The sequence below is a fragment of the Microbacterium sp. lyk4-40-TSB-66 genome (assembly GCF_030209475.1).
Taxonomy (GTDB): Bacteria; Actinomycetota; Actinomycetes; order Actinomycetales; family Microbacteriaceae; genus Microbacterium.
In genome coordinates this window covers 15696-35834 of sequence record NZ_JARVRW010000011.1, presented here as the reverse complement: position 1 = coordinate 35834, position 20139 = coordinate 15696, and the positions used below count along the sequence as shown (strand labels likewise).

The 20139-nt window shown below is 70.6% G+C and carries 12 protein-coding genes; all 12 read right to left on the bottom strand.

The genetic code is table 11. The annotated features are described in order from the left end of the window. Nucleotides 1–56: 56 nt before the first annotated feature. The 12 genes from tuf to QRO03_RS13655 all read right to left on the bottom strand — a co-directional run bounded on the left by tuf (nucleotide 57) and on the right by QRO03_RS13655 (nucleotide 20098). Nucleotides 57–1250 (bottom strand): elongation factor Tu, encoded by a 1194-nt coding sequence (gene tuf / locus QRO03_RS13710; RefSeq protein WP_055959340.1) that lies wholly within the window; start codon nucleotides 1248–1250, stop codon nucleotides 57–59. A gap of 161 nt (nucleotides 1251–1411) precedes the next feature. Beyond that, entirely contained in the window at nucleotides 1412–3526 is a 2115-nt protein-coding gene (gene fusA / locus QRO03_RS13705) for an elongation factor G (protein WP_285138051.1), read from the bottom strand. A 92-nt stretch (nucleotides 3527–3618) separates the two neighbouring features. Continuing rightward, nucleotides 3619–4089 (bottom strand): 30S ribosomal protein S7, encoded by a 471-nt coding sequence (gene rpsG / locus QRO03_RS13700; protein WP_285138050.1) that lies wholly within the window; start codon nucleotides 4087–4089, stop codon nucleotides 3619–3621. 5 nt (nucleotides 4090–4094) lie between these two features. Then, on the bottom strand, nucleotides 4095–4463 hold the full coding sequence (gene rpsL, locus QRO03_RS13695; RefSeq protein WP_013584051.1) for a 30S ribosomal protein S12: 369 nt from the start codon (nucleotides 4461–4463) through the stop codon (nucleotides 4095–4097). Nucleotides 4464–4816: 353 nt separating this feature from the next. Then, nucleotides 4817–5581 carry a hypothetical protein gene (locus QRO03_RS13690; RefSeq protein ID WP_285138049.1) on the bottom strand — a complete coding sequence of 255 codons (765 nt, stop codon included), beginning with the start codon at nucleotides 5579–5581 and terminating at the stop codon, nucleotides 4817–4819. Beyond that, on the bottom strand, nucleotides 5578–7305 hold the full coding sequence (locus QRO03_RS13685; protein ID WP_285138048.1) for a DUF5684 domain-containing protein: 1728 nt from the start codon (nucleotides 7303–7305) through the stop codon (nucleotides 5578–5580). The genes QRO03_RS13690 and QRO03_RS13685 overlap by 4 nt, the downstream gene beginning before the upstream one ends. Then, on the bottom strand, nucleotides 7302–9830 hold the full coding sequence (locus QRO03_RS13680; RefSeq protein ID WP_285138047.1) for a transglutaminase domain-containing protein: 2529 nt from the start codon (nucleotides 9828–9830) through the stop codon (nucleotides 7302–7304). Before QRO03_RS13680 ends, QRO03_RS13685 begins: the two co-directional genes overlap by 4 nt. Beyond that, the gene (locus QRO03_RS13675; protein WP_285138046.1) at nucleotides 9827–11203 is read right to left on the bottom strand and encodes a DUF58 domain-containing protein; all 1377 of its coding nucleotides are present in this window, start codon (nucleotides 11201–11203) and stop codon (nucleotides 9827–9829) included. Before QRO03_RS13675 ends, QRO03_RS13680 begins: the two co-directional genes overlap by 4 nt. A gap of 46 nt (nucleotides 11204–11249) precedes the next feature. Next, a complete protein-coding gene (locus tag QRO03_RS13670; protein WP_285138045.1) occupies nucleotides 11250–12215 on the bottom strand; it encodes an AAA family ATPase in 966 nt (321 codons plus the stop codon). A gap of 47 nt (nucleotides 12216–12262) precedes the next feature. Continuing rightward, the gene (locus tag QRO03_RS13665) at nucleotides 12263–18202 is read right to left on the bottom strand and encodes an Ig-like domain-containing protein (protein ID WP_285138044.1); all 5940 of its coding nucleotides are present in this window, start codon (nucleotides 18200–18202) and stop codon (nucleotides 12263–12265) included. Further along, entirely contained in the window at nucleotides 18199–19335 is a 1137-nt protein-coding gene (locus tag QRO03_RS13660) for a serine/threonine-protein kinase (protein WP_285138043.1), read from the bottom strand. Before QRO03_RS13660 ends, QRO03_RS13665 begins: the two co-directional genes overlap by 4 nt. 100 nt (nucleotides 19336–19435) lie before the next feature. Then, complete coding sequence (locus QRO03_RS13655; RefSeq protein ID WP_285138042.1) at nucleotides 19436–20098, bottom strand: spermidine/putrescine ABC transporter substrate-binding protein; 663 nt, start codon at nucleotides 20096–20098, stop codon at nucleotides 19436–19438. Nucleotides 20099–20139 lie beyond the last annotated feature (41 nt).

Below are 20139 nucleotides of genomic sequence, written 5' to 3'. Positions count from 1 at the left end.
GAACGACAAAGGCCGGGCCCGAAGGCCCGGCCTGTGCCGAATGAAGTCGGTGAGACTTACTTGACGATCTTCGTGACCGTGCCGGCGCCGACGGTGCGGCCACCCTCACGGATCGCGTAGCCGAGGCCCTCTTCCATGGCGATCGGCTGGATGAGCTCGACCGACATCTCGGTGGTGTCACCGGGCATGACCATCTCGGTGCCCTCGGGCAGCGTGATGACGCCGGTCACGTCCGTGGTGCGGAAGTAGAACTGCGGGCGGTAGTTCGTGAAGAACGGGTTGTGACGGCCGCCCTCCTCCTTGGACAGGATGTACGCCGTGCCCTCGAAGTTGGTGTGCGGGGTGACCGAACCGGGCTTCACGACGACCTGGCCGCGCTCGACGTCGTCACGCTTGGTGCCGCGCAGGAGCAGACCGCAGTTCTCGCCGGCCCAGGCCTCGTCGAGCTGCTTGTGGAACATCTCGATACCGGTGACCGTGGTCTTCTGCGTCGGGCGGATGCCGACGATCTCGACCTCGGAGTTGATGCCGAGGGTACCGCGCTCGGCGCGGCCCGTGACGACCGTGCCACGGCCGGTGATGGTGAAGACGTCCTCGATGGGCATGAGGAACGGCTTGTCCTTGTCACGCACCGGGTCGGGGATCGACTCGTCGACGGCTTCCATGAGCTCGACGATGGCGTTGACCCACTGCTCGTCACCCTCGAGAGCCTTGAGGCCCGAGACGCGGACGACGGGGGCGTTGTCGCCGTCGAAGTCCTGCGACGACAGGAGCTCGCGGACCTCGAGCTCGACGAGCTCCAGGATCTCCTCGTCGTCGACCATGTCGCTCTTGTTCAGCGCGACGAGCAGGTACGGCACGCCGACCTGCTTGGCGAGCAGAACGTGCTCACGGGTCTGAGCCATCGGGCCGTCGGTGGCGGCGACCACGAGGATCGCGCCGTCCATCTGAGCGGCACCGGTGATCATGTTCTTGATGTAGTCGGCGTGGCCGGGCGCGTCGACGTGCGCGTAGTGACGCTTGGGGGTCTCGTACTCGACGTGCGAGATGTTGATCGTGATACCACGCTGACGCTCTTCGGGCGCCGAGTCGATCGACGCGAAGTCACGCTGAACGTTGGTGGCCGACGGGAACTTGTCGGCGAGCACCTTCGAGATGGCAGCGGTGAGCGTGGTCTTGCCGTGGTCGACGTGACCGATCGTTCCGATGTTCACGTGCGGCTTGGTCCGCTCGAACTTGGCCTTAGCCACTGGGTCCTCCTCAGGACGTTGGTTGCGAGGTCTCGGGCACTGGATTGCGACCGGTTCTTCGCGGGGATGGTTCTCAGATTACTAGAGAGTCGGTATTCAGTTTGAGTGGATGCCGGGAACCGGGGGGAAACCCGGGTTCCCGGCATCCAATGAGGGCGGTGTTACTCGCCCTTGTTCTTCTGGACGATCTCGTCGGCCACGGCGCGAGGAACCTCGGCGTAGCTGTCGAACTCCATCGAGTACACGGCACGGCCCGAGGTCTTCGACCGCAGGTCGCCGATGTAGCCGAACATCTCGGACAGCGGGACGAGCGCCCGCACGACCTTGACACCCTGAGCGTCTTCCATCGACTGGATCTGCCCACGACGGGAGTTCAGGTCGCCGATGACGTCGCCCATGTACTCCTCGGGAGTACGCACCTCGACCGACATGAGCGGCTCGAGGATGACGGGGTTCGCCTTGCGGATCGCTTCCTTGAAGCCCATGGAGCCGGCGATCTTGAACGCCATCTCCGAGGAGTCGACGTCGTGCGATGCGCCGTCCAGGAGGATCGCCTTGACGCCCACCATGGGGTAGCCGGCGAGCACGCCGACGTTCATGGCGTCCTGGAAGCCCTGGTCGGTGGGTCCGATGTACTCGCGCGGGATACGACCACCGCTGACCTTGTTCTCGAATTCGTAGATCTTGTCGGCCGTGACCTCGAGGGGCTCGAGCGCGAACTGGATCTTGGCGAACTGACCAGAACCACCGGTCTGCTTCTTGTGCGTGTAGTCGTGACGCTCGACGGTCTTCTTGATCGTCTCGCGGTACGCGACCTGCGGCTTGCCGACGTTGGCCTCGACCTTGAACTCGCGCTTCATGCGGTCCACGAGGATGTCGAGGTGCAGCTCGCCCATGCCCTTGATGACGGTCTGACCGGTGTCGTTGTTCTGCTCGACACGGAACGTCGGGTCTTCTTCGGCGAGCTTCTGGATCGCCAGACCCAGCTTCTCCTGGTCGGCCTTGGTCTTGGGCTCGATCGCGACCTCGATGACGGGCTCGGGGAACGTCATCGACTCGAGGACGACCTGGTTCTGCGCGTCGCAGAGGGTGTCTCCGGTCGTGGTGTCCTTCAGGCCGATGACCGCATAGATGTGGCCGGCCGTGACCGAGGGAACCGGGTTCTCCTTGTTGGCGTACATCTGGAAGATCTTCCCGATGCGCTCCTTCTTGGACTTCGTCGAGTTGACGATCTGCGCGCCCGAGTCCAGGTGGCCGGAGTACACGCGGATGTAGGTCAGACGGCCGAAGAAGGGGTGCGTGACGATCTTGAAGGCCAGCGCGGTGAAGGGCTCCTCACGATCGGCGTGCCGCTCGATGATCGTCTCTTCGTTCTTCGGGTCGTGCGCCTCGATGGCCGGCACGTCGAGGGGCGACGGCAGGTAGTCGATGACGGCGTCCAGCATGGGCTGCACACCGCGGTTCTTGAACGCCGAGCCGCAGAGCACGGGGTAGATGTCCGAGTTGACCGTCAGCTTGCGGATCGCGGCCTTGATCTCGGCCACGGTCAGCTCTTCGCCACCGAAGTGCTTCTCGAGAAGCTCCTCGTCGGTTTCGGCGACCGTCTCGAGGAGCTCTTCGCGGTACTTCGCGACGACGTCGGCCATGTCGGCCGGGATCTCCTGGATGTCGTACTTGGCACCCATGGTGACATCACCCTTGGCGTCACCCGCCCAGACCAGTGCGCGCATCTCGACGAGGTCGACGACACCGATGAAGTCGTTCTCGACGCCGATGGGCAGCTGGATGACGAGCGGCTTCGCCTTGAGCTTGTTGATGATGGTGTCGACGGTGAAGTAGAAGTCCGCGCCGAGCTTGTCCATCTTGTTGACGAAGCAGATACGGGGGACGTTGTACTTGTCGGCCTGACGCCAGACCGTCTCGGACTGGGGCTCGACGCCCTCTTTGCCGTCGAAGACGGCGACAGCGCCATCGAGCACGCGGAGCGAGCGCTCCACCTCGACGGTGAAGTCGACGTGCCCGGGGGTGTCGATGATGTTGATCTGGTTCTTGTCCCAGAAGCACGTGACAGCAGCGGAGGTGATCGTGATGCCACGCTCCTGCTCCTGCTCCATCCAGTCGGTCGTCGAGGCGCCGTCGTGGGTCTCGCCGATCTTGTGGTTGGTTCCCGTGTAGTACAGGATGCGCTCGGTCGTCGTCGTCTTGCCGGCATCGATGTGCGCCATGATGCCGATGTTGCGGACCTTGGTGAGGTCGGTGAGCACGTCTTGTGCCACGGGATGTCCTTACGTGTGGTGGCGGATGTCGTGGGAACTTCGACGGGCTCGCGGGCCGGGTCGGCCGCCCGAGCCCGTCGAAGAGGGAGCTGTTACCAGCGGTAGTGCGCGAAGGCGCGGTTCGACTCGGCCATCTTGTGGGTGTCTTCGCGGCGCTTGACCGCGGCACCGAGGCCGTTCGAGGCGTCGAGGATCTCGTTCTGCAGACGCTCGGTCATCGTCTTCTCACGACGACCCTTGGCGTAGCTCACGAGCCAGCGCAGCGCGAGGGTGTTCGCGCGGTGCGGCTTGACTTCGACGGGCACCTGGTAGGTCGAGCCACCGACGCGGCGGCTCTTGACCTCGAGGGTGGGACGGACGTTGTCGAGCGCCTTCTTCAGCGTGGCGACGGCGTCCTGGCTGTTCTTCGCCTCGACACCCCGGAGGGCGGTGTAGACGATCGACTCCGCGATCGACTTCTTGCCGTCGACGAGGATCTTGTTGACGAGCTGGCTGACGATCGGAGCACCGTAGACCGGGTCGTTGACGACCGGGCGCTTGGTGACGGGACCTTTACGAGGCATCTGGGTCAGCCCTTCTTCGCGCCGTAGCGGCTGCGAGCCTGCTTACGGTTCTTGACAGCCTGGGTGTCGAGTGCACCGCGGACGATCTTGTAACGGACACCGGGGAGGTCCTTGACGCGACCACCGCGGACGAGCACGAGCGAGTGCTCCTGCAGGTTGTGGCCCTCGCCGGGGATGTAGGCGGTGACCTCGGTGCCGTTGCGCAGCTTCACACGAGCGACCTTGCGCATCGCCGAGTTCGGCTTCTTGGGGGTCGTCGTGTACACGCGGGTGCACACGCCGGCCTGCTGGGGGTTCGACTTCAGCGCGGGAGCCTTGGTCTTCGAGACCTTCGGCGAGCGGCCCTTGCGAACCAACTGCTGAATGGTTGGCACGTTCTCTCCTTGATTGGCTGGGTGCTCCCTCTCGGTCTCACCCAGGTGCTGCACGGTGACAGCGTCGTGTCTCCCCCGACATGTCGCTCATCTTTCGATTCATGACGTGTCGGGCTCACGTGTGATCCACCCCGCGACAGAATGATCTGGCGCGATTCGTGGTGGATATGCCGTGGGGGCGACCTGTTCGCAGGTCGATCCCTGAGATGGTGCGAGCGTTGATCCGCGAGACACGCCCGGGGGCATGACGCACGGCGCGCGTGAACGCACACCCGCTCAATGATACGCGTTCTCCGGGGGTGCGGCAAACATCCGCGAGAGCGGTCGGACCGGAGGGCGCGGGATGCCGCGCCCTAGCCGAGCAGGAGCGCGACGCCGACGGCAGCGATCACGACGACCGCGACGAGCGCGGCGGCCAGAACGAGGAGATGCGCCCGGCCCGGCGACCGCCGGGGATGGATGAGGCCGGCGTCGCCCGACCGGATCGCGTCGTCGGCGGAGGAGCGCACGACCCTCGCGGGCTCGTCCGCGCGCGGCGCGTAGGACTCCCGCTGCAACGGGACGGGCGACCGGGCCTCGCGTTCCGACGGCGACCCGCCGTCGACGACGGGAACGGCCGGCCGGATGCCGCGGGGGCGGGAGTCCACCTCGGTGTCGGCGACGGATGCGGAGACACGCGGCTCGACACCCGCGCGCGGGGCCGTCGAGGTGTCGACCTCGGATGCCGGAACACCCTCATCGATCTCTGCGGGGATCGCCGATGCGTTCCGGGGGGTCGACCGCTCCGACCGTGCCCGTGGTGTCCGCGATCGCGACGGTGCCGTGTCGTCGTCGGGCACCGGTGACCCCGTGACATCGGCGAGCGCGGACGGGGAACGGTCGTCGGCGGGCGAGGGCGGCGGGTCGTCGCGCGGGACCGTGCCCGAGAACGCCGCGTCGCCGTCCGCGGGCGCCGTCTCACCGTGATCGGAGGCGCGTGACGCGACGCCGCCGGGCGTCCGACGCGTACGGACCGTGTCTTCCCCGTCGGCGTCGGATGCGACCGGCGATGCCCGCAGACGACCGGACCAGAGGGTGACGCCGTCGGGGTCGTCGTCGTACTCGTCGCGATCGCTCACGCGTCGCTCCGCGTCAACCGCACCTCCGCGTCACCGAGGAAGAACCGTTCTCCGGCCTCGATCTCCTCCCCCGGCGGCGCTTCGACCTCGGTGCCCATGAGCGTGGCGAACAGCACCCCGTTCGTGGAGTCGAGGTCGGTGACGTACCAGACGTCCCCGCGCAGCTGAAGGCGAGCGTGGGTCTTGGACACGGTCCGCGTCTCGTCCGAGATCGCGATCAGTTGGGCGTCGGGGTGCTCGGCATCCGGCCCGGGTCGGCGCCCGAGGATGACGACTCCCGACGTCAGGGCGACCGGCGCACCCGCGGGAGGCACGAGCGTCCACGGGATGCGTTTGCGCCGTGTCACGACGGTGCGATCGAGCGCGTCGACATCGTCTTCGTCCGCGATGGTGGGCAGCTCGGACTGCGTGAACAGGGTCGAGACCGACGTGCGCGCCGACCGGGGTGACCCCGCCTCCGGCAGTTCGGCGACGGCGGACACCGCTTCGGACAGTTCGGGGAACTCCTCACCGGGAGGGACCGCCGACGGACGCGATGCCGCCACGGGCTCGGGCGAGGGACGCGTGAGAGGCACGTCGGCGATCGGCGCCCCCGAGTCGCCGCCGGTCCGCTGCGATCGTCGGGAGGGAGTGACCCAGGGGGCGACGGACGGCTCGGCATCCACGTCCAGCCCCTCGCGCACGTCAGGCTCGGCGAGGTGTCCGCGCCCCGGGGAGGCGGGGGATCCGTCCGTCCCGACCGCTCGGCCGGCGGTCGAGCCCACCACGGGGACGCTCGGCGCATCCTCCGGGGTCGGGGGCGCCTTCTCGGCGCGAGGGTCCGACATCCCCTGGAGCGCGTCCACGGCGAGGCCGCGCCGCGGACCGCCCGGCCCCCGACGGGAGTCCTGGCGCAGCGCGTCCAGCACCTCCGACACCGACGTATCGGGCGCCGCGTCCGCTCGTCCGCGACGCGCGTCGTCGTCGCCGCGGTCACGATCGGCGGACGGCGCGCGCGCCGGATCGGCCGGGGGCGACCAATCGGCGGACGACGGGATCGCATCGGCCAGCGAGACGGACGGCGCGGCGAACGGCATCACCGCCGGTTCGGAGAAGGGGACGGACACCGCTCCCGCGCGCTCGGACTCGGGCCCCTCCGTCTCACCGGCGGCATCCGGGGTCCAGCGACTCCGTGCAGAGCCCGGCGCGCTCGTCGCGGCGGGGGCGTCCGGAGTCCACCGGCTCCGCGCAGAACCCGGAGCGTCCGGTGCGCCCTCGGCACCCGGGGTCCAGCCACCCACGAGCGGAACGTACGCCGGTGGAGCGTCGTTACCCCGCCGGAACGGACCCGAACGTTCCTCGACGCGACCGGTGCCGTCGTGTCCCGACCACCGCGCCGAGCCCCACCCGAGGATGCTCGCCCAGACGATCGGGAAGAGAGCGCCCACCACCGTCAGCCCGGCGCCGCCGCCGAACGCCGTGGTGATGCGGTGGACGGCGACGATGAAGACGATGACGAAGGCGAACGTGCCGAAGAGCGGTACGACGTTCAACAGCACCAGCCACGGCGAGAAGTCACCCCGCTGGAGCACGGTCGCGACGTTCAGCACCGGCACCCAGGCCTTCCACGTCGGCTCATCCATCTTGCGGAACATCGCCGCGAGGGCGAGGGCGAACCAGACGTACAGCACCACGACGAGCGCCAGCGACGTCATCCCGAGAACCACCATCGTCGAATCGGTCATGTCGTGTCGCGCCCCACCTGAACGGCGGAACGCTTCCCCCTCTCGTCGCGGTGCGGCGGCCTCCGCCGCCGACGGCCCGGGGCGAGGAACCCCAGGAACGATCTCAACGATACGGCGGAGCGCACCCGCTGCCACCTGCTCTGGTGGCTGCGCAGGGCGCGCCGTTCCTCGTCGACGATGCGCCAGAACGCCGCGGCCTCGTCGGCGGTCACCGCACTCGGGGAGAACACGGCCCGATCCGCGTCGTCGGCCAGACGGATCCCGCCGGGGGTGGCCAGCACCTCGGCGACCTCGCGACGGGTCGGTGCGCGGGGCAGCGTGCGACGGGCGTCGAGCGCGGAGTCGACGTACTCGTCCCAGCCGCCGGCGATGGCCGAACGCGGGTCGGGATCGAGTCGACGGCCTCGCCGACGCAGCAGCTTGGCGGCGATCACCGTCAGGAACGGCCCGAACACGAGGAGGACGAGGAGCAGCGCGATGCCGCCGACCCGGGCGAGCGCCCACAGCCAGGCGAGATCCACTCCGTCATCGGTGCGCTCGTCGTCGTCGAGCGCGTCGTCCTCCTGCACCGGTTCGGGCGGGACGACCTCCTCGACGGTGTCGGGCCGGACCTCGGTGACATTCTCCGGGTCCTGCTGCTGGGTGACCTCCAGGCTCGGCGACTTCTCCCACTGCGGGGTCACGTCGACCGGCGTCCAACGTCCGTCGGAGCCCTGCACCTCGGTCCAGGCGGTGATGTCGCGCGCCCGGCACTCCCCCGCGTCGCAGGTCGAGAGGGAGGTGTCGGTGGAGCTCAGGCGCGCACCCACCACGACGCGGGCGGGGAAACCCAGCTCGTGCGCGATGAGGGCCGTCGCCACCGAGAACTGCTCGTCATCGCCGATCGCGGCGACGAAGTTGCCGGACGCCGCAGCACGCGGGTCGTCCTCGCGTTCGAGCAACCGCTCGAACATGCGGTCGATGCGGGCGATCGAGTGCCCCGAGGCGCTCGGCTGGAGTCGGTAGCCCGGCAGGTCCTGCGTCCAGTCCGGCGGTGCGGACCCCTCCAGGGCGAGGCTGTGGCTGAGATAGCCGCGCTCGCGGAGCAAGCTCACGAGCCCCTGCAGCGCCGCCCCACCCGAACCCGAGGCGTTCTGCTCCACCCACCGGCGCAGGTTGTCACCGCCGGTGGTCCCGGCTGCGTCACCGGGGGGCGCGAGCGAGACGAGGTCGGAGCCCGCGGGCTCCACCGCGTCGAGGCGGTACCGGTCTCCCGGCCGCAAGCCCCCGTCGGCGATCTGCACGCCGGCCTGTGCGTCGGCGCTGTAGTAGAAGCGGTCGGCGAGCAGCGCCCTCCGGTCGCCGTCGAACGTCGCCGCCGACAGACGCCCGGCCGTCGGCATCCATAGTCCGCCGAGGTCCCCGATCTCGACGTCGGCGTCGATCGCACGGCCGTCGCCGGCATCGCGGGACGACGGCAATCGGACGAAGCCTCCCCCCGAGTCGCCCGACGCGCGGAAGATCTCGCCGTCGTACGCGTCGAGCGTGGCGATGCGGACGCGCTCGGGAAGCTCTGCGGCACTCGCACCCGCGGGACTCGTCACGCGGAAGAGCACATCGTCGGAACGGGCGTCGGAGAACAGGGCGCGGTAGGCGGCGAGTGGGCTCACCGCCTCGGCGATCTGCCGCTCCGGTCCGGCCACCGACCGGAGGACGCGACGGTCGGCGTCGCGCGCCGCCCAGGGGACGACTGCGACGGTCGCGACTACCGCGACGACGACCATCGCCACGCCCAGGGCCGCTCGTCGTCGGTCGGCGAGGGACGGCCCCCGCCCGGCGTTCACACCGGACCGGGCGCTCGCCCGCGCCAGGGCGCGCACGCGCTCGTCGCGGGCCCGCCAGGCGAGCCACAGCACCGCGGCGAGGAGGGCTCCGAGCCCCACCGCCGTCTCGACCGGAGCCGCGAACTCGACCGGGCCGATCGACAGTGCCGAACTCGTCGCGGTGCGGCCGAAGAACAGCCCGAACCCGGTCATGGCCGAGCCCACGACGGCGGCGGCGAGTGCTCTACGGTCGGAACGGATGGCGAGCGCGAGCGTCGCGGCCGTGCCCACGAGGAAGACGACGAGTGCCGGGACGAGCAGGTTGCGGTAGGCCCCGACCGGCAGGTCGACGGTGACGAGGTCCTTCCACGCGACGACGACGCCGGCGAAGGCCTCGCCGAGCCCCCGGATGCCTTCGGGGAACGAGGTCATCCGCGACGGCACCGCGAGAGGGACCGCGAGCACGGCGAACGCGGCCGCGAGAGCGGCCGTGAGAGCCCACCCTCCCCCGCCGCGCCGGGAGACGAGGGCGACGACGCCCGCCGCGACCACGGCGGAGACCCCGACGAGCAGGAGGAACGCCGACGTCGCGTACACCGGCCATGCGGCGATCGCGGCGAGGACGACGCACACCGCGGCGTAGACGGCGCCGCCGAGCACGCGGGGTGTGATCGCCGGCTCGCGACGGTCCGTCGCGGCACGCGCGGCACGGCGCGCACTCACGAGGCCGCTCCCCGCACCAGCAGCCCCGACAGGTCGTCGAGCGTACCGATGGTGAGCACCGTGAGGCCCGCCACGCTCTGCATGCGAGGGTGCGCGCGTTCGTCGCAGATCACGGCCGCCACGGCGGTGTCGACGGGGAAGGCCAGGGCCGCCTGCCGCAGGCGCGCCAGGGGCACGGCCGAGCCAACGACGACGAATGCGATCGACAGGCGCTCGCCGGCCTCGGCCGCCAGACGGCAGACGTCTTCCACGGGCATGGTGTTGTCGTGCCGATCGAGGCCGCTGAAGCCGTCGAGCATCGCCCGCGGCGACACCACCGGGAGGTGACGGATCGCGCGGAGGCGTCCCTTCACCACACGGGGGATCTCGGAACCGGTGACGACATCGACGTCCCGGGCGTCGCGCACGGCGCGCAGGCCCAGGGAGGCTGCCGCGGAGACGGCGAGCTCGTACTCATCGGCATCCGCGTACTCCGGCGTCGCCGCGGCGAGCACGACCGCCATGCGGGACCGGCGGGACTCCTCGTACTGACGAACCATGAGACGGCCGGTCTTGGCGGTGGACTTCCAGTGCACCTGGCGGCGCGCATCGCCGGGGACGTACTCGCGGATGGCGTGGAAGGACATGTCGGCGTCGACGAGGCGACGCGTCGCGCTCCCCTCGAGATCGCGGATCAAGCCGGCGCTCGTGGAGGGGAGGCCGACGGTGCGCGGGTGCACGAAGAGGTCGTGCACGTCGTCGAACGCGTGCTCGCGTCGCAGCAACCCGACGGGGTCGCTGCGCACGGTCGTCACCGGACCGATGCGAACGACGCCGCGCGGCAGCGGGGGGATCTGCAGCGGCTCGGCCGTGGTGTGCCCAGGACGGAGGAAGGGCACGCCGAACTCGACCAGCCCGCGCCCCACCGGGATGTCGAGTCGTCCGGGCAGAGCGGCGCGCGCACCGTCGTTGCGCACCACGATCCGGCCCGTGACGCCGTGGCCCGCGACGACGCGTTCGTGCTGCAGGGTGAGGTCGACGTCGTAGGCGCGGGCTCCGAAGAGGAACGGCACGCTCATCGCCAGCAGCAGGAGGGCGGCGGCCCCCGCGACCATCCATTCCACCCATCCGAACACGACGCCGAGGATCAGACCGATCGTGGCGGCGGCGACCACGGCGGCGCCGGCGGGACGCACCGTTCGCCCGGCCCATCGCGCGGTCGCCACGACTGCATCGGCGAGGATCCGCCACAGCTCGGTCGCCCGCACCACGGCGCGCACGATGCGTCGCTGGCGGCGCACCGACGTCGACGTGACCGACGTGCGCGAGCCCGTCCGCAGTGTGCCGGCGGACGTGCGCGTCAGGCGCGATTCGGTGAGATCGGCATCGGGCACAGGTCACCCCCCGTCGCCGGACGGATCCCGGGGATGCGGGCCATCGTCACGCGCTCTCGCGCTGCGTGGGCGGAAGGGTGTCGAGCAGGACCTGGCCGATCACGGCCTCCTGCGTCACCCCGTCGAACTCGGCCTCGGGGTGGAGGATCAGGCGATGCGAGAGCACCGCGACGGCGAGCGCCTTGACGTCATCGGGAGTGACGTAGGTGCGGCCCTTCGCAGCGGCTCGGGCACGCGTCGCCCGGGTGAGGGCGAGGGCGCCCCGGATGCTGACCCCGAGGCGCACCTCGTCGGCCGTGCGGGTGGCATCCACGAGACGGGCGATGTAGTCGAGAACGAGTGCGTCGACGTAGACGGATGCCGCGAGGTCGGCCATGCCCACGAGTGCCTGCGGGGTGATGATGGCGCGGAGCTCCGCGGTGGCCACCGCGGCTCCGTCGAGGATGCGGACGGTCGCGGCGTGGTCGGGGTAGCCGAGCGAGGTGCGCAGGAGGAACCGATCGAGCTGCGCCTCGGGGAGGCGGTAGGTTCCGGCCTGCTCGACGGGGTTCTGCGTCGCCAGCACGATGAAGGGCACACCCACCTGGCGCGAGACGCCGTCGATGGTGACACTGCCCTCTTCCATGACCTCGAGCAGTGCCGACTGCGTCTTCGGGCTCGCGCGGTTGATCTCGTCGGCGAGGACGATGTTGGCGAAGATCGGGCCGGTGTGGAACTCGAACGAGCCGGTCTTCTGGTCGTAGACGGTGATGCCGGTGATGTCGCCCGGCAGCAGGTCCGGCGTGAACTGGATGCGCGTGTTCGTGCCCTGCACGGACTGCGCCACGGCGCGTGCGAGCGAGGTCTTGCCCGTGCCGGGGACGTCTTCGAGCAGCACGTGGCCGTCGCTGAGCATCGCCGTCAGCACGAGTTCGACGACGTGACGCTTGCCGAGGACGGCGCGCTCGACGTTGTCGGCGATCTGCGAGAAGGTCTGGGAGAACCAGGTGGCCTGCTCCTGGGTGATCGTCATGTCGTCTTCCTTGGCTGTGAGGGGAGGGATGCCGGGACGGCACGGGATCAGGGGGCCGGCATGCCGGGTCGGCAGGCGCCGGCGAACTCGACGGTCTTCGGGTTCAGGTTCCACGCCGGGTCGGACCAGGCCACCGTGACGCCGACGCGGTCGACGGACGTCGCCCCGACCGGAACGAGGGCCGGATCGTCGGGGTTCGTCGGCAGCTGCGTCCCGCTCGCGTCCCGGTACACGACGTTCGCGTAGCTGGGGGTCACGTTCCCCTCACCGTTGGTCGCGGTGCCGTCAGCGACGAGTCGGCCGCCGCCCTCGCAACTGGCGATGCCCCAGGTCGCCTGCACCTGATAGGGCGCGCTTCCCTGAGCCGCTTTCACCGAGCCGGGCTGCGACCGCGTGCCCCACGTCTCGTGCTGGAAGTAGACGAGGATGTTCGGGTCGCGACCGAATACGGTCGATCCGGGAGCCCAGTTGTCGTAGACGACCTTGTTGTTACGGGGCGGCGGGGTACCCGCCTCGAGCCTGCGGTCGATGAACCACCGCGCGGTGTTGTCCTTCACCTCGGCATCAGGGTCGACGCGGAACGTGTAGCCCTCGGGGGCGGCGGCGTTCTGCTGGACGTTCACACTCTGCTTGACGCCGACCGCTCCGTACGATTCGCCACGGAAGAACGTCTCGACGCAGAACGTGTACTCGTAGGTCTCGCCGTCGTTGCGGTTCGGGAACTCCTCGCGCGCCGAACTCGACGTCGGCTGGCAGCGGGAGCGTCCCTCGGCGATGTCGTACCTCAGCTCGACGTCGGTGCCGTTCGGCTGGGCCGAGCCCTCGGCGACGACGGTGGACCGCTGGTCGCCCGTCGGACGCGAGGTGAGGTTCAGCGTGAGGTTCTGCGCGGCGCCGACACCGTGCGCCGTGCCGACGAGCTCGCTCCCGTTCGCGGCTCCGCCGAGCCCCGGCGGCAGGGTGAATCGCGAGATCGGACGGACGGTGACGCTGGTGGCGGTATTGGATCCGACGACGAAGCGGCGCACCTGCACGTCGTCCTGATTGCGCCCGACGTCGACGCGGACGGTCTGGCCCACCGGGCTGGAGATCTCGAGCGCGCCCGTCTCCGACCCGTCGACCCCGCTGATCAGCAGATCGGCGACGTTGCCCTCGCCGTCGGTCTTCACCGGGGTGAACGCGAGCTCGCGCGGCTGGGCGGGCGGGCGGTACGCCCAGCCGGTCGTGCGCACCGCCCCCCGCGACTCCCCGACGGCGTTCACGGCGGTCACGACGTACTCCCGCTGCTCGCCGTTCGGAGCCGAGATGGGCGGGCACGATCCGTCGGGCGCGCACTGTCCGACGGTCTGTCCGCCGGTGCGCACCGTGAAGCCGGAGAGGCCCGGGTAGGCGCGGCCCGCCTCCCCCGGGTCGATGCGCAGCGTGAGGGAACCGTCGGCGAAGGCGGTCTGCCGCACGCTCGCCGGCGAACGGGGGTAGCCCAACAGATCGAGGGTGACGCGGGCGTCGCGGGTCGACGCCGTCGTGCGTCCCTGGGCGTCGCGGAGGGTCACGCCTGCGCTGCACGACGCCCCCGGGGTGTCGTCGTTCCATGCGGCGGCGACGCTCGTCGGCGAGGCGACGGAGAAGCTCACGCCCGTGCAGCCTGCCGTCGGCCTGACCGCCACGACCTCGAGCGGCGTCCGCGGGAGGGGATTCACTTCCCCCGGGATGCCGATGACCTCGATGGTGCAGCCCGCTCCGGCCGCCTGGGAGCACTGCGACGAGGTGGTGCCCCCCTGGGGCAGTGTCGAGGGAGCGGCACCCACACGCATCACGAGACGCGCAGGCGCCACCGCCTCGTGGCTGGTGATCGACACGACGGCGGCGTTCTCGGTACCGGGGAGCGCGCGATCGTCGCCGGTCACGGTCACCGTGGATCCGTCGAGCGACACCGCGAATGCCGAGCCGGAGGACTCCAGCGCATACCGCACGCCCGCCGCATCTTCGCGGCCGAGCTGCCACGACGTCATGTTGCGCAGATCGAAGGTGGCGGTCTCCCCCGGCCCCACGGTAAGCGCGCCCGGCCGCAGCTCGGGCTGCGGGTTGCGGGCGACGACGCCGATCGGCACCGACAGCACCGTCCATTCGTCGCTGCCGGCCACCCGCACGGGAACGCGGCACGCGTCGGTCCACGGCGAGCCGCTGCCCGCGTCGTAGGTGACGACGGAGCCCGCGACCGTGCATCGTCCCTCGGCGCGCACACCCGTGGGGGTGACGTCGGCGCCGACCTCGAGCGTCGCCCTGCGAGGAAGGGCGACGAGGGATGCCATGTCGAACGAGACGGACGCGAGTTCATCGACCCGCTGCGCCGCGTTCGGTCGGAGCGCGAGGCTCAGATCGTCGTCGCCGGGCACTCGGAGGAAGGCGTAGGTGGTGACGTCGGCGTCGCCCACGCGACCGGTCACGGCGAACGGAACGACCCGGCGCGTCGCCGGGAGGGCGCCCGAGATACGTCGGCCATCGACCTGCACGTCGACCGGATCGCCCCACAGCGCCACGTCGAGGTCGCTGACCTCGCCCCCCGACCACGTCGCCTTGCCGGCGATCACGTCGACGCCGGCGGCGAAGTCGTCGCGGTTCTCCACGGTCAGGACGGTGTCGGTGACGACGGGATAGTCGGGCACGTCCTCTCGCACGACCTTCACCACGATCAGGCCGCGGCCGGTGTTGCCGGAGTCCGACGTCACGTCGTACAGGAAGGACAGTGTGCCGGGTTGCTCGCCCGCGCGGAGCACGACGGCGGTGTCGGACACGGTGCCGATGTAACCGTCGAGACGTTCGTACTCCGGATTGCCGCTGCCGTCGATGAGCGTCTCGGGCAGATCGGGGCGCACGCCGCTGAGGGTGAGACGGCCCTGCGTGGGATCGATGTCGTTCGCGAGCGGGCTGACACGGACCGTGCGATCGGCGCCCGCCTGCACCTGCACGTAGTCGGTGAAGGTGATGGGGCTCGGGTTCGCTTCGGCGTCCAGCACGCCGATGCGGACGGTGCCCTCTCCGGTGGCGCCCGCCGAATCGGACACGCGGTAGCGCAGCGACACCTGGCCGCGGTCTCCGGGGAGCGAGGAGTACAGGATCGACTCCCCGTCGGGCGACACGGACGCCGTCCCTCGTTCGGGTTGTGTCACGATGCGGTCGAGCGTCACGGAGTCGCCGTCGGGGTCGACGGCGAAGGCGTCGAAGTCGATGGAGGTCGTCCCCCCGCTGAGCACGCGCCCCTCGAGCGTGCCCGGGAGCGGCGCGCGGTTCGACTCGTCGCCGAGGACGGTGATGCGCACCGTCGCCTCGTCCCACAGAGACGGCGTTCCGGTCGTCGAGACGCGGTACGCCACCTCGTAGGCACCCGGGGTCGTGGGTGCGAGGTAACGGAGCAGACCCCCGGATGCGAACGCGAGGCCGTCGGCGGCGGGAGTGGCCCGGACGCTCGAGGGGTCGAGGGTGGGACGCCCGCCGGCGGGCGAGATGTCGTTGTCGAGGACGGGGATGTCGATCTGCGCGCCCGCGCGGACGGTCACGGTGTCGTCGACGGCGATGGGCGCGATCTCGGGCGCCGGCGGCAGCAGGTAGACCGTCGCCTCCCCCGTGACCTGCGAACCCTCGTCGTCGGTGCCGTCGCTGACGGTGTAGCCCACCGTGCCGAGGAGGCCGGCTGCGCCGTCGGCCGTGCTCCCCGACACACGGAGGTCGTTCTGGCCGACCGTGTCGACGGTGAGCGACGCCCCCTCTTCGGCATCGGCGTCGACATCGCTCAGCAGCAACACGCGTGCCGTCGGATTCGAGACGGCACGGAAGACATCAAGGGTCGCATCCTCTTGCGGCCGGACGAAGGCCACCACGGGAGAGGTCGACAACTGCGCCGGGGCATCGGCGGGGAGCAGGGTGATCCGCGCGGTCCCGTTCGCGTCGCGACCTCCCCCGTTGACGGTGAAGTCGACACGGTAGACGCCGGGCTGCGCCGCGGTGAGTTCGAAGTCGGTGCTGCCGCCGATGACCGTGGCGGTCGCCGCCGCGCCGTCGACGACGCGGACGGAGGCCAGCGAGATGTCGCCGGCCGTGCCGGTGACGTGCGGGCCCACGTCGATCGAGATCGAGGAATCGACGGTGTCGACGACGGCGAAGGACTGCACGGAGAGTGCGGGGTCGGGGGTGACGCGCACGAGCAGCGGCTTCGTCGTCGTGGCCCCACGGGTGTCGGCGACGGTGACGTCGAGTTCGACGTTCTGTTCGCCGCCGGATCCGTCATCGGCGTGCTGGTACACGATGTCGCCGCCGGGAGTGGCGGCGACGGTGCCGATGCCGCCGCGGTTCTCGACCGAGAGGAGCAGGAGCGGGTCGCCGTCGGGGTCGATCCAGCCGGAGAGGACCGGAACGGTGACGGTGCCCCCGCGGGCGACCTCGGGGGTGGGCCAGGGCTGCAGGCAGGCTGTGACACCGCACCACACCGGCGCCGCGTTGCCGTCGTCGGGTGCCACGGTGAGGGTGACCGTGGTCGGCTTGGACGTGAGCCCGTCCGCTGCGGTGCCGTCGGTCACCGCGTAGGCGAAGGTCGCGCTGCCCACGGCCGTCGGTGAGACCCGCACCGCGAGCCGCTGCCCGGAGTCGGTCAACGACAGCGACCCGAAGCCGGGGTCCAGTCCCGTCACGCTCTCACCCACGATGCTCAGCACGTCTTCGTTGGGGTCGTGGTCGTTCAACAGGACGGGGAGCGTGACGAGGCGCCCCGGACGCACGCCGAACGCATCGGGCTCTGCGATCGGGGGCTTCGGGTCGAGCACCACGCTGAGCTGCTCCTCGCTCTGCACCGCGGTCTGTTCGGTCCGATCGTCGAGAGACCAGTTCTGGCTCGAGGGGACGAGCGAGCCGTCGGGCACCGTCCACACCCACCCCGTGCGCGTCTCGTTCAGGATGACGGCGTGCGCGGTGGCGACGAAGACCGGTCGGCGCTGGTCGGGCATCGTGGCCCCGCCGTAGTCGAGATCGGTCTCGCCCTGGTCGGAGCGCCACAACGTGCCGCGCGCTTCGCCCGGGAGGAGCCACGCGGCGTAGGCGATCCCCTGATGCCAGACCGGTCGCGCGGGTTGCCCCAGCACGTTGCCGCCACCGCCCATCTCGCGTCGCGGCGCGGAGCCGTCGGTGGGGATGGTCCACAGCGACTGATCGTCGGCCACGTAGACGGCGCGGGCACCGGCATCGGCATCGCCCACCACGACCTGGTCACCGGTCTCGATGTCGACGGGATCGCCGCCCCGGATCCACACGCGACCGGCCTCGGCGTCGACGAGCACCCAGGTGTCGCCCGCCGCCGAGATGACCGGCGACGCGACATCGGCTTCGAGGTCGTCGCGGCCCCTGACCTCGTCCGACTCGATGTCGTACCGCAGGACGGACGAATCGGCCGACGAGTAGGCGAACAGCATCCCCCGGTCGTCGAGGGCGACGGCATCGGCCGCGTAGGCCGTCGCGTCGTCGTCGCCTTCGGCGCCGAAGGGGTCGAGCTCGACGGCCGCCTGGCCGGCGCGGCTCAGGCGCCCGGCGAAGAGCGCCCCGGCATCGGTGCGATAGACGACGTAGTCGCCCGCCGTGACGACGGAGGTGGTTCCCGGGGGTGTGTCGGGTGCGGCCTGCAGCTGCTCTTCCTGCAGGTCGACGGGCAGCGCCTCATCGATGCGCGTGAGCTTGCTGTAGCTGTCGGTGAAGAGGTACGCGCCGTCACCGGACTGCGCCACCTGACTGGGATTGCCCGCCGTTCGCACGGTGTCGAGCTCGCCGACGGCGGTGTTCACCCGGGCGTAGCGTTGGCCGTCGCCGGTCTGCAGCGCCCAAACCGACGTGTCGACCTCGGGCGTCTGCTGCGCGTCGAGCCCGGGCCACACGACACTAGCCGTCACCACCAGCGCCGCCGACACCACGGCGGCGGCCACGCCCGCGACGGTGCTGCGCTTCATCGGAGCACGCCCGTGGCGTGGAGGGCCGCCACGACGACGGCGCCCGCCGTCACGGCCGTGGCCGCCGCGAGCATCCAGGGCAACGGGTGGAACGTCCTCGACGCGGGTGAGGCGATGTCGGTGTCTTCGTCGCGGGCGTACCCGGCGACGCCCGACGAGGCGCGGTGTTTGCGCGGGCCCTCGCGCTCGATGTGCGAGCGCGTCGGTCCCCTCAGCGTTCCGTCGGCGAAATCGACCGCTCGGGCGGCCGGCGCCCACTCGGCGGCGGGGACCTCGAGAGGCGTCGCGGGCAGGCCCATCTCGGCCTGCACCGTCTGCAACGCCTCGCCGAACTCGCGGGCGCTCGCGTGTCGATCGGACGGGTTGCGCGACATCGACCGCGCGAGCACCCGTTGCAGGGCCGCCGGAACGTCGGTGCGGGCGACGTCGGTGTACGACCCCCGCGCGATGCGGCGGCGCAGCTGCTCCCGGGAGTTCTGGCCCTTCTCGCGGCGTTCGAACGGGCTGTGTCCGGCCAACAGGGAGTACACGGTCGCCCCGAGGCTCCACACCTCGCTCGCGACGGTTCCCGCAGTCTGTTCGGCGACGACCTCGGGGGCGCTCCACGGCACCGACATGGCCAGCATCTCGTCGGCCCCCTGCCGCACCAGAGACGAGGAGATGCCGAAGTCGGCGAGCACGGGGGCGCCGAAGGTGGTGACGAGGATGTTGCTGGGCTTGACGTCGCGATGGATGAGGCCCGCGTGGTGCGCCGATTCGAGCGCCCCCGCCATTCGCACACCGATCGACAGCACCTCCGCCAGCGGCATCCGCTCCACCCGGAAACGCTGGGCGAGCGAGCCCGGGCAGTACTCCATGACGATGTAGGGCCGGCCGTCGGCCGAGATCCCCGCCTGGTACACGGTGACGATCGACGGGTGCGCCGACAGGTGGGCCAGCACGTCGGCCTCGGCGTTGAACATGCGCAGCAGATCGGCGTCCCGCACGTCGCTGGGCAGGACCTTCACGGCCACGTCGCGGCGGGGCATGTCCTGCCCGTAGAGGAAGACGTCGGCGAAGCCACCCGAGCCGAGGGGACGGATGTACGCGAGCCCGGGCAGGATCGGCGGCGACGACGGGAGCCGCTGCGGCATCGGGCTCCCTCCGGACATCGCATCCGCGACACCACCGGCGGACGACCCGTCGATGCTAACAAAACAGCCTGATCGCACCGGCCGTCTGTGCACAGCCGGCTCAGGTTGCCGGGGGCTCGGACTCCCGCGGATCGAAGGGCGCGTCCAGCGAACGGGTGAGGTCGTCGAGGAGCGCCGCGATCTGCGGCTCCACGTATTCGGCGACCGCGGCCTGGATGCGCAGGCGGTGGTGGAGCAGGATCGAGCAGACCTCGCGACCGATCATGTTCGCGTAGTCGTCGGCCAGCCCGACCTCCTGGCGGAGCGCCGCCTTGGCGGCATCCGAGAGCGGGGGAAGGGCCGGGAGCTCGGCGTCCTCTTCGGCGGCCAGCCCGGTCAGGGTGAACAGGAACGGCGACCCCGGCTCGGGATCGGGATCGAGCGGCATCCCCTCGAATTCGGGTTCGAGACCCTCGGACGGGCGGTAGGAACGCCGCCGGTTGCGCTCGGACTGCTGGTCGAGCTCGGCCTGGAGCATGGGGAGATTGCGGGCGGTGTAATCGGCGACGGCGTGGTCGACGATCCCCTTCACGCGGGTGGAGAGCCCGTGCTGCACGCCGTGCGGGACGTCGGAGCCCAATCCGGCGGCTGAGAGCACCGGCGAGCCGAAACAGCGGCGACACGGGGCGACGCGCCCGCGGTGGTTCGCCGGCTCCCACCGGGGCAGCCAACGCAGCCAGGCGTCCACCGCCTGACCGACCTGGCTCTCGAGCGACCGCTCCACGCTCCTACGCTAGCCCGACACGCCCGGGAACTCGCGGACCC